The following is a 10,624-nucleotide window of genomic DNA, read 5'->3' as shown; positions in this document are numbered from 1 at the left end:
GTCCTACAGGCATCATGCTCACCACAAACATCACCGGCCCCCTGGCCTCATCGGTTCGCCAGCTGCTTGATTTCGCGTGGATACACGCCCGGGCCTGCGCTTTCGCGATCGCGCTGCTGTCCGGGCTGGCGGTGTCCACCGCGCTGCCCCATCTCCCGGTGGCTCGCTACGACCTGCTCGTCGTCTACGGGGTGCTGCTCACGCTGCTGTTCTGGCGACGCGGCTGGGAGAACGGGCGGGACATCGCCGTCATCACCCTGTGCCATGTCATCGGCCTGGCCTTCGAGCTGGTGAAGGTCTCCCTCGGTTCCTGGAGCTATCCGGAGCCGGCCGTACTGAAGTTCGCGGGCGTCCCGCTGTACGGAGGGTTCCTCTACGCGGCCGTCGGCAGCTATGTCTGCCGGGCCTGGCGCCTGTTCGACCTGGAGTTGGTCCGCTACCGCCCGCGGGCGACGGCGGTGGTGGCCGCGGCCGTCTACGTCAACTTCTTCAGCCATCACTGGCTGCCCGACGTGCGCTGGCTGCTGGCCGGGCTGCTCCTGGCCGTCACCGCGGGAACCTCGGTGCGCTACACGGTGCGCGGTGTACGCCGACGGATGCCGCTGGCCCTGTCGTTCGTCCTGATCGGCTTCTTCCTCTGGGTCGCCGAGAACCTCGCCACCTACGTGGGCGCCTGGCGTTACCCCTACCAGCTCCATGGCTGGCAGCCGGTCGGAGTGGACAAGTTCGGTGCCTGGTCCCTGCTGATCAGCATCACCTTCGTCCTGGCGGCGGTCGGCCGATCGGGCTCCAGAAACGACACCATCGGTGTCCAGCTCGATCAGCAGGCGTGACGTGCAGCGCATGCGCGACACCGCCCAGCCCTCATCCCGCCTCTCGCCGCGGCGGGAAACCCAGATGATGTTCTCGGCACATGGTCACTACGATCGGGCTCAAGACAACCATTCGACCGGCCCGCTGGTGCGGGCCGGTCGGGGTCGCCGATGCCGGGGTCCGCTCCCCGGGCTGCGGTGATCTTCCTGCCCAGGAGGACCCCCCGCATGTTCCGACGTATTGGCACCACGGTCGTCCGACATCCCGTCTGGACGATCGTGGCGTGGCTGATTGCTGCGGTGGCCATCGTTGCCACCGCTCCGAGCCTGCCCTCGAACAGTGACGAGAGCAGTTTCCTGCCCAAGAGTTATGAGTCCATCAAAGCGGCGGATCTTCAGGAGAGGGCGTTCCCCAGCGCCTTCACCCCGTCCGCGATCGCGCTGTACCAGCGCACCGACGGCGGCAAGCTGACCGCCGCCGACAAGAAGGATGTCGCCCGGATCACCACCGAGCTGGGCCAGAAGAAAATCGACCAGGTGCAGAAGGTCGTCCCCGGCCAGCCGTCCAAGGACGGCAGGTATGACCTGACCCTGGTCCAGATGGACAGCAAGAACGCCGGCCAGCCCAAACAGGCCGACGCGGCAAAGGTGTTGCGCGAGAACGTCAAGGAGCTGGCCAAGGGCACGAACCTCGACGTCAAACTGGGCGGTTCCGCCGCGCAGGCCCTCGACCAGCAGGATTCGTCCCAACGTGGCCAGGCGCTGATCGGTATCGGCACCTTCGTGATCATCCTGGTGACTCTGCTGATCATCTTCCGGGCGCCGATCCTGGCCCTGCTGCCACTGGTCCTGATCGGCCTGGTCTCCGCCATCGCCAACGGACTGATCGCGTACGCCACGAAGCTCTTCGATCTGCAGGCGAACAGTTCGATCTCGTCGATCCTGATCGTCGTGCTCTTCGGCGTGGGCACGGACTACTTCCTCTTCCTGATGTTCCGTTACCGCGAACGCCTGCGGGCCGGCGACGAGGCCAAGGAGGCCATGGTCAACGCGGTGGACCGGGTGGGTGAGGCCATCGCCTCGGCCGCCGGGGCGGTCATCATCGCCTTCCTCGCGCTGGTGCTGTCCACGCTGGGCTTCCTCAAACAGATGGGCCCGGCGCTCGCCATCGCGGTCGCCGCCACCCTGGTCGCGGGCCTGACCCTGATCCCGGCCGTGGTCTCGCTCATCGGGCCGAAGGTCTTCTGGCCCTCCAAGTCGTGGCAGCGCGAGCCGGCCAACGCCCGGTTCGCCGCCCTCGGCCGCGGTGTGCAGCGCCGCCCGGCGCTCGCCGCCGTGGCGTCCGGTCTCGTCCTGATCGCCCTGTCGCTCGGTACGTTCGGCTACAAGGCCACCTTCGACCTGGCATCGGGCTCCATGCCCAAGACCAAGGAGTCGATGGTCGTCCAGGACGAGATGCAGAAGGCGTACTCGGCGGGCGCCGCCGCACCCACCGACGTCTACCTCTCCAGCACCGACGGCAAGCCGCTGGACAAGGCCGACTTCACCGCGTACGCGCAGAAGCTCGGGGCGGTGGACGGCGTCGCGAGCGCCCGTATGACCCAGGTGAGCAAGGACGGCACGACCGCCGACTTCACCGTCACGCTCAAGTACGAGGCGTCGACGGACAAGGCGATCGATGCCGTGGGCAGGGTGCGCGATGTCGCGCACTCGGACGCCCCCGACGGCACCGAAGCCCTCGTCGGCGGTATGTCGTCGATCTACAAGGACATCAACACCGCGGTCAACCACGACTACCGGACGGTCTTCCCCGTGGCCGCCCTCCTGATCATGGTCATCCTGGGACTGCTGCTGCGCAGCGTGGTCGCCCCCTGGTATCTGATGGCGTCGGTGGGCCTCGGCTTCGGCGCCACTCTGGGCGCCACCGTGTGGATCTTCCAGGAGGGGCAGGGACACTCGGGTCTGATGTTCATGCTCCCGGTGATCATGTATCTCTTCGTGGTCGCCATCGGCACCGACTACAACATCCTGATGATCGCCAGGCTGCGCGAGGAGGCCCGAGAGGGTCGTAGCCCGCGTGAGGCTGCCGGCATGGCACTCAGGTACGCCGGCCCGACCGTGGCCGCCGCGGGCTTCATCCTGGCGGCGACCTTCGCCACGATGATGCTGGCGGGCAACGCGCTGCTCACGGAGATGGGCTTCGCCGTCTCCTTCGGTATCGCGGTGGCCGCCTTCGTGATGGCGATGTTCTTCACCCCGAGCCTCACCGCGCTGATCGGCCACGCGGCGTGGTGGCCGGGACACGGAGACCGGGCGGCGGGAACGCCGGCCGGCATGGGCGCCGGACTCGGCGGTTCCGAGCCGCTCGCCGGTGAGGACCGGGACACGGTCGCGTCCGATCCGTCGGGGCGCCTCGGCTAGCGGCAGCGTGAGGAGGCAGGTCTGCCGGGCCGCAAGGTCCGGCAGACCAGCCGGACCTTGGCTCGGAGGCTCTTGGCCGATGCCGTTTCTGGATCTGGACGAGATCACCGCAAGTGGTCAGTCCGGCATGCTCGGCTGAACCTTCAGTCAGCCTTTCGCTGTCCGGGAGGCGGCGCAGGTATGCGTCCGCACAGGAGTTGTCCCCCACGCCCAAGCGGCCACCCCGGCACGTCCGCACGGCTGTTCATCGCGGCTGTTCAGCCCTTCTCGCGTCCCCGCCGTCCACCCACGCCTTGCACGGGCCGGGGCGGGCGGCGGTTTTCCTGGTCGGCCAGGGTTGTGCCCCACCATGGACCGGCGTATAAATAAGCAACTTTCTTTCTTACAGTAGACGGAGAGGTGAGGCCGACATGGCCCGCCGGTATCCCGCAGGCCCGCAAGGGCTGTTGCGTTCACTCAACGGTCGTGCGGTCCTGGAGGCGGTCGGCCGGGACGGTCCGATCACGATCACTGACCTGGCCGGGCGGATCACCCTGTCGCGGCCGACGGTGGCCGCCGCGATCGCACAGCTCACGGAGCAGGGTGTGGTCGTCGAGGTGGGCCCGGTGACCGGACGCAAGGGGCCCGCGCCCGCGCTCTACCAGGTGAATGCCGACTGCGCCTTCGCGATCGGCGTGGACGTCGGACACCGGCAGATCCGCGCCGCGGTGGTGGACGTGACCGGCCGGGAACGCGCCCGGGTCCGCACCGAACAGCAGGGTCACCGAGGACGCGACGCCCTCATCGAGCAGATCCTCGGTGTCTGTGTCGACCTGGCCGGACAGGTGGGTCTGCCGCTGGACGACATCACCCAGGTCGTCATGGGACTGCCCGCGGTGGTCGGTACGGACGGGCGCAGTCTCTCGTACACCACAGGGCTGCCCGACGCGGGACGCGGGCTCGGCGAGGCGCTCAGCCGTGCCGTACCGGTGCCGCTGCTGCTGGAGAACGACGTGAACCTGGCGGCGCTGGCCGAGCGCATCCATGGACGCGGCACCGAGGCCGACGACTTCGTCCTGCTGAGCCTCGGGGTGGGCCTCGGCCTCGGCCTGGTGGTCGACGGCCGGGTCAGGCGCGGAGCGACGGGCGTCGCGGGCGAGGCGGGATATCTGCCCAGCGACCGGATGATCGCGCCGACGGGACAGCGCCGGGACCTCGTACAGGACCATCTCGGCGCCCGCTACATCAGCGCACGCGCACGTGAGTTGGGGCTGCCCGGCGACGGGAGCCCGCGCAGCGTCTTCGAACTCGCCCGCGGGGGAGACCCTTCCGCGGCGCAGATCGTCGACGACACCGCCCGCAGCCTCGCCTACGTGGTGGCCTGCGTGGTGCCCCTGATCGACCCGGCGCTCATCGTGCTGGGCGGCGCCATCGGTGCCAACGGCGACCTGCTCCTCGAACCGGTCGTCCGGCACCTGGCCGACTTCAGCGACTTCCGGCCCCCCGTGGTCGTGTCCGACCTCGGTCAGGACGCGGTCCTGACCGGAACCACGACCAAGGCGGCGGAACTCGCCAGGGAGGCGGCGTTCGCAGCCGCCACGACCCCCGCCTCCACCGCCACGGCGGAGCCACAGCCGTCTCTGCCCTGATGCACCAACGGCGACGCCGTCTTGCAGGACAGCGCCGCCGCTCGAGGACTCCGTGCGTTGCAGCGCCCGGGTCCGATCGACCGATCCGTCACCCAGGGAATGCCATCTCCGAGAGAGGACGATCAGTGTTCAAACTTATCACCAGAGGGGTGGCCGGCACGGCCGCCGCCGTGCTGCTGGCAGGCTGTACCTCCGGCGGGCCCACCGACTCGAAGCCCGCGTCCGCCATCTCGCCCGGCGCCTCGCACGCGCCCACCACCGTCACCGTATGGACGTTCAACCACCTGCCCAACGAGGTGGCGGCGTTCAAGGCGACCCTGAGCCGGCTGCACACCAAGTACCCGTGGCTCACCGTGAAGTTCGTGCCCAACAAGGACGACGCCGCCTACGCCAAGGCGGTCGCCGCGGGTGATCCGCCGGACGTGTTCATCAGCTCCACGCCCGACAATGTGGCGAAGTTCTGCTACAACGGCACGGTCGCCGACCTGGGCCCGTATCTGTCCTCGGCCAAGATCGACACGGCCAAGACCTTCCCGGCCGCGACGCTCGTCTACACCCGCTACCAGAGCAAGCAGTGCGCGCTGCCGCTGCTGACCGACGCGTTCGCGCTCTACTACAACAAGAAGATGTTCGCCGCGGCCGGCATCACCAAGCCGCCCACCACGCTCGCCGAACTGACCGCCGACGCGAAGAAGTTGACCGTCAAGAACGCCGACGGCTCCATCAAGACCTTCGGTTTCATGCCCCGCTCCGACTTCGACGTCAACCGGTACCTCTTCGTCGGAGCGCACAGCGGCACCGACTTCTACGGCAAGGACGGCAAGACCACCTTCGCCTCCGACCCCAAGTGGCAGCAGATCCTCAAGTGGGACCAGGAGCTCATCGACTACTACGGCAAGGCGAACGTCCAGAAGTTCGTCGGCCAGTACCAGCCGCACGCCGACGACGCGGGCAACCCGCTGCTGACCGGCGCCGCCGCCATGGAGTACGACGGCGAATGGCACGTCGGTGAAATCGCCACGTCGAAGAAGGACTTCGACTACGGCGTGGTCCCGATGCCGGTCCTGGACGGATCCTCGGGCACCTACGGCGCGGGCAGCACGCTCGGCACCGTCGCCTATCTGTCGGCCGGCTCGCAGCACAAGCAGGAGGCGTTCTTCGCGCTCCAGCAGCTCACCACCGACACCACGTTCCTCAACACCCTCGCCGACACGGTCTACAACATCCCGACGACGTTCGCCGCGCTCAAGGCCTGGGACAAGCGGAACGATCCGCACTGGAAGCCGTTCGTCGACATCTTCGAGAACCCGCACTCCTCCTACAAGGCGGTCACCCCGGCCGGCGTCGAGGACATGGACACCTGGCGCGCGTTCCTGCTCGAGTACGAGCAGGGCAAGGTGAAGAACGTCGCGAGCGGCCTCGCGGGGGTCGGGAAGAAAATAGACGACCTCAACTCCGAGAGCGGGCAGTAGGGATGACGTCCGTCCTCGCCCCCGTCGGCGACCCCCCGGGCACGGTGCGCACGCGCCCTGCCCGGGGCGGGCGGCGCCGTCCGAGCAGGGCCCGCTGGTGGGTCGTACTCGCCTTCCTGTCCCCGTTCGTCATCGGGTTCTGCGTCTTCGTGCTCTACCCGGTGGCCGCCACGCTCTACTACTCGCTCACCGACTTCCAGGCCGGCTCCTACCGGCCGGTGCAGTTCGTCGGACTGCGCAACTACCGCACCCTGTTCAGCCAGTCCGACACCTTCTGGGTCGCCGTACGCAACACGCTGTGGATGGTCGCCGTCATGGTGCCGCTGCGCACCGCGTGGGCCATGCTCACCGCGTGGGTGATCATCCGCGTCAAGCGCGGCAGGGCGGTGTACCGCACGCTGTTCTTCCTGCCGTCGATGGTGCCGGTCGTCGCCGCCGCGCTGTCATTCATCGTGCTGCTCAACCCGGTTGGCCCGCTCAACCGGCTGCTCGACCTGGTAGGCGTCAACGGCCCCGGCTGGTTCTCGGACCCCGCCTGGTCGAAGCCCAGCCTCGTCCTGATGGCCCTGTGGGCCAGCGGCAACGTGATGGTCATCTTCTCCGCCGCGATGCTGGACGTACCAAGGGAGTTGTACGAGGCCGCCGAACTCGACGGCGCGAACGCGCTGCAGAAGTTCCGCAGCGTCACCCTCCCGGCGATCTCCCCGGTGATCTTCTTCGCGCTGCTGACCGGGATGATCTACACCTTCCAGTACTTCACCGAGGCGTTCGTCGCGTCCAGCTCCGCGAACGCGACCTCCTCCAGCAACGACCTGATCGGCTACCCCGCCAACTCGCTCCTCTTCTACTCCACGGAGCTGTACCGCCAGGGCTTCGCCTACTTCAAGACCGGCTACGCCTCGGCCATGGCCTGGCTGCTGTTCCTCGTCATCTTCGCGGCGACCGTGGTGTTCATCCGCGCCTCGCGCCGCTTCGTGCACCACGCGGGCGGTGGCCGATGAGCACCCTGAACCTGATGAAGCGTCAACCCCGGTTCGGGCGACGCGCGTTGTACGTGCTCGCCGAGCACGCCCCCGCCGTAGCCATAGCGCTGTGCTTCCTTCTCCCCCTGACCATCGGTGTGCTCACCGCGTTCATGACCCAGCACCAGGCCGGCACCGGCTCGCTGTGGCCCTCGCCCTGGGAGTTCGGCAACTTCCGCAAGGTCTTCTCGGCCATGCCGTTCGGCCGGGACCTGCTCAACACCATGCTGTACGCCGGACTTTCCACGATCGGCGTCGTCGTCTCCTCGGTGCCCGTGGCCTACGCGCTCGCCCGGCTCCGGTGGCGCGGTCGGGAGGGCGTCTTCCTGGTCGTCCTCGCTGCGATGATGATTCCGGCCCAGGTCACCAGCCTGCCCCTGTACGTGATGTACGCGCACATCGGCTGGGTGGGCACCCTCAAGCCGCTCATCGTTCCGTCCTTCTTCGGCGACGCGTTCAGCATCTTCCTGCTGCGCCAGTTCTTCCTCACCATCCCTGACGAGTTCACCGAGGCGGCCCGGGTCGACGGCGCGGGCGAACTGCGCATCCTGTGGCGGGTGTTGATCCCCATGGCCAAGCCGGCCATCGCCGCCGTGGGCCTCTTCGCGTTCCTCTACGCCTGGAACGACTTCTACAACCCGCTGCTCTATACGGGGAACAGCGACACCGGCCAGACCCTCGCGGTGGCCCTCAGCCAGCTCGCCAAGAACGGGCACCAGAACGCCTACGAGTTGCAGATGGCGGCCTCGCTGATGTTCCTGCTGCCCGTCCTGGTGCTGTTCTTCCTGGCGCAGAAGGTCTTCGTCGAGGGCATCGCGCTGACCGGCGTCAAGGGCTGAACACCCGCGCCCGCACACATTCCTGGGAGCACGATGAAGATCACCGTTGTCGGCGGTGGCAGCACCTACACGCCCGAACTGATCGAGGGCTTCGCCCGGCGCGCGGACGTGCTGCCGGTCGACGAACTCGTCCTGCACGACATCGATCCCGAGCGGCTGCGCGTGATCGGCGCGCTGTCCCGCCGTATCCTCGCCCGGCACGGCTTCCCCGGCCGGCTGACCACCACGACCGACCTCTCCGCGGCGGTGGAGGCGGCCGCCGCGGTGCTCGTCCAGCTCCGTGTGGGCGGACAGGCCGCCCGGTTGGTCGACGAGACCCTGCCGAACCGCTTCGGCCTGCTCGGCCAGGAGACCACCGGCCCCGGAGGCTTCGCCAAGGCCCTGCGCACGGTGCCGGTGGTGCTCGACATCGCCGAGGAGGTACGACGCAGGGCTCGACCCGGCGCCTGGATCGTCGACTTCACCAACCCGGTCGGCATCGTCACCCGGGCGCTGCTGGACGCCGGGCATCGCGCGGTGGGCCTGTGCAACGTGGCGATCAAGTTCCAGCGCCGGCTGGCCGCACGGCTCGGCACCGACCCCGACCGGGTCCGGCTCGGCCACGCCGGCCTGAACCACCTGTCCTGGATCCGCTCGGTCACCGTCGACGGAGTCGACCGCCTGCCGGAGCTGCTGAGCGGCGACGCGCTGGACGAACTCGCCGCGCAGACCCGGGTCCCCGCCGGGGTACTCCGCGACCTGGGTGCGATCCCCTCCTACTACCTCCACTACTTCTACTGCACGGACGACGAGGTCCGCAGCCAGCAGTCCGGGACAACGCGCCGAGCCGAACAAGTCCTCGCCATCGAGAGGGAGTTGCTCACCCTGTACGCGGACCCCGGCCTGGACCGCAAACCCGGGCTGCTGGAGCAGCGGGGCGGCGCGTACTACAGCGAGGCCGCCGCGGCCCTGGTCACCAGCCTGCTCACCGGCGACGGCGCACACCACTACGTGAACGTCCGCAACAACGGGGTGCTGGCGGGCCTTGGGGACGAGGCCGTCGTCGAAGTCCCGGCCGACGTGGACACCGCGGGACCGCACCCGGTCCAAGTGCCGCCCCTGGCACCGGAGATGCTCGGCCTCGTCCAGGCGGTCACCGCGTACGAGACCCTCACCGTCGAGGCCGCGCTGACCGGCGACCGGACGGTGGCGCGGCGCGCGCTCATCGCCAACCCGCTCGTACGCCAGTGGGATCGCGCCGAACCGCTGCTGGACGCACTGCTGGAGGCCAACCGCGGCCACCTGCCCCGGTTCTTCGACCGCGAGGCAGCCGATGCCTGACCTCGTGGTGGGGGTGGACGGCGGGAACTCCAAGACCGACCTCGTCCTCGCCGACACCGAGGGCCGTCTGCTGGCGTGGGTGCGCGGCGACGGCACCCGTCCGCATCGGGAGGGCATGCAGGTCACCACCGAACGCCTCGCGCACCTGGGGCGCCGGGCGCTGTCGACGGCCGGACTGCAGGCCGGAACCCCGGTCGCCGTCGGCGCGTACTTCCTCGCCAATGTCGACCAACGGGCCCAGGAACGCTCGGCGTTGAGTGGCCTCGCGCAGCTGGGGGTGGCCGAACGCGTCCTCGTGCACAACGACACGCTCGCCGTACTGCAGGCCGGCGCACCCGAAGGCTGGGGCGTGGCGGTGGTCTCCGGCGCCGGCATCAACGCGGCCGCGGTCCATCCACAGGGCCGCTCGGCCCGCTTCCTCTCGCTCGGCGACATCACGGGCGACTGGGGCGGCGGTCTCGCCGTCGCCCGCGCCGGGCTGGGCGCCGCGGTGCGCGCGGGCGACGGGCGCGGTCCGGCCACCGGGCTGCGGCGGGAGCTGCCGGGCCACTTCGGTCTTCCGTCCGTGGAGGCCGTCGCGCTCGCCGTCAGTAAGGGGGAGATACCTGTCGTGGCCCTCCACGGGCTCGCCCCGTTGGTGTTCGCCACCGCGGCCGACGGCGACGCGGTGGCGCGGGGCATCGTGGTCCGCCTCGGTGACGAGATCGTCGCCATGGTGATCGCGCTGCTGCGCCGGCTGCGCCTGCTGCGGACGCCGACGCCGGTCGTGCTGGGCGGCGGCACACTCCAGAACGGGCAGGTCATGCTGCACGACCACATCCGCGACCGGCTGGCCGCCGAGGCCCCGTGGGCCGAGTCCCGCGTACTCGACGTGCCCCCGGTGGCGGGCGCGGTCGCCGCGGCGCTGCACGCGACGGGCGCTCCGGCGGACGTACGACAGCGCCTGCGCAGGACGATCGCGGGGATGCGACCGCCGTCGACCGTTCACCATGACGCACCGGCGGATGCGGATGCGGATGCGGATCGCCAGGTGGGCCACTCCCGCCCTATCAGTTAATATAGAATAATTAGATAGACGATTTTTGGAGCGGGCTTAGTCGAGGGAGTGGC

Annotated in this window: 8 protein-coding genes; all 8 read left to right on the top strand. The window is 69.1% G+C overall.

From position 1 onward, the window contains the following. Positions 1 to 14 precede the first annotated feature (14 nt). The 8 genes from OG303_RS10160 (at position 15) to OG303_RS10125 (ending at position 10,571) form a co-directional block, all read left to right on the top strand. Complete coding sequence (locus OG303_RS10160) at positions 15 to 833, top strand: DUF817 domain-containing protein (RefSeq protein WP_405867024.1); 819 nt, start codon at positions 15 to 17, stop codon at positions 831 to 833. 207 nt (positions 834 to 1,040) lie between these two features. Then, positions 1,041 to 3,233 carry an MMPL family transporter gene (locus OG303_RS10155; protein WP_405867022.1) on the top strand — a complete coding sequence of 731 codons (2,193 nt, stop codon included), beginning with the start codon at positions 1,041 to 1,043 and terminating at the stop codon, positions 3,231 to 3,233. A gap of 410 nt (positions 3,234 to 3,643) precedes the next feature. Next, positions 3,644 to 4,861, top strand: coding sequence for an ROK family transcriptional regulator (locus tag OG303_RS10150; protein WP_405867020.1), 1,218 nt, complete (start codon positions 3,644 to 3,646; stop codon positions 4,859 to 4,861). Between the two features lie 149 nt (positions 4,862 to 5,010). Next, entirely contained in the window at positions 5,011 to 6,333 is a 1,323-nt protein-coding gene (locus OG303_RS10145) for an ABC transporter substrate-binding protein (RefSeq protein WP_405867018.1), read from the top strand. Between the two features lie 2 nt (positions 6,334 to 6,335). Continuing rightward, positions 6,336 to 7,334: a carbohydrate ABC transporter permease gene (locus OG303_RS10140; RefSeq protein ID WP_405867016.1), complete on the top strand. Its 999-nt coding sequence runs from the start codon at positions 6,336 to 6,338 to the stop codon at positions 7,332 to 7,334. A 14-nt stretch (positions 7,335 to 7,348) separates the two neighbouring features. After that, positions 7,349 to 8,194, top strand: a complete 846-nt coding sequence (locus tag OG303_RS10135) for a carbohydrate ABC transporter permease (RefSeq protein WP_405867014.1) — start codon at positions 7,349 to 7,351, stop codon at positions 8,192 to 8,194. 33 nt (positions 8,195 to 8,227) lie between these two features. Beyond that, positions 8,228 to 9,514 (top strand): 6-phospho-beta-glucosidase, encoded by a 1,287-nt coding sequence (locus tag OG303_RS10130; RefSeq protein ID WP_405867012.1) that lies wholly within the window; start codon positions 8,228 to 8,230, stop codon positions 9,512 to 9,514. Then, the gene (locus OG303_RS10125; protein WP_405867010.1) at positions 9,507 to 10,571 is read left to right on the top strand and encodes an N-acetylglucosamine kinase; all 1,065 of its coding nucleotides are present in this window, start codon (positions 9,507 to 9,509) and stop codon (positions 10,569 to 10,571) included. The genes OG303_RS10130 and OG303_RS10125 overlap by 8 nt, the downstream gene beginning before the upstream one ends. Positions 10,572 to 10,624: the final 53 nt, after the last annotated feature.

Origin of the sequence: Streptomyces sp. NBC_00005, from assembly GCF_045160215.1 — a bacterium.
Classification (GTDB): Bacteria; Actinomycetota; Actinomycetes; order Streptomycetales; family Streptomycetaceae; genus Streptomyces.
The sequence above is the reverse complement of the archived record's forward strand: the minus strand, read 5'-3'. Positions and strand labels throughout refer to the sequence as shown.

Coding starts and splice junctions, on each gene's coding strand:
- OG303_RS10140 (WP_405867016.1), top strand. CDS start 6,336: ATGACGTCCGTCCTCGCCCCCGTCGGCGACCCCCCGGGCACGGTGCGC.
- OG303_RS10135 (WP_405867014.1), top strand. CDS start 7,349: ATGAAGCGTCAACCCCGGTTCGGGCGACGCGCGTTGTACGTGCTCGCC.
- OG303_RS10160 (WP_405867024.1), top strand. CDS start 15: ATGCTCACCACAAACATCACCGGCCCCCTGGCCTCATCGGTTCGCCAG.
- OG303_RS10130 (WP_405867012.1), top strand. CDS start 8,228: ATGAAGATCACCGTTGTCGGCGGTGGCAGCACCTACACGCCCGAACTG.
- OG303_RS10125 (WP_405867010.1), top strand. CDS start 9,507: ATGCCTGACCTCGTGGTGGGGGTGGACGGCGGGAACTCCAAGACCGAC.
- OG303_RS10155 (WP_405867022.1), top strand. CDS start 1,041: ATGTTCCGACGTATTGGCACCACGGTCGTCCGACATCCCGTCTGGACG.
- OG303_RS10150 (WP_405867020.1), top strand. CDS start 3,644: ATGGCCCGCCGGTATCCCGCAGGCCCGCAAGGGCTGTTGCGTTCACTC.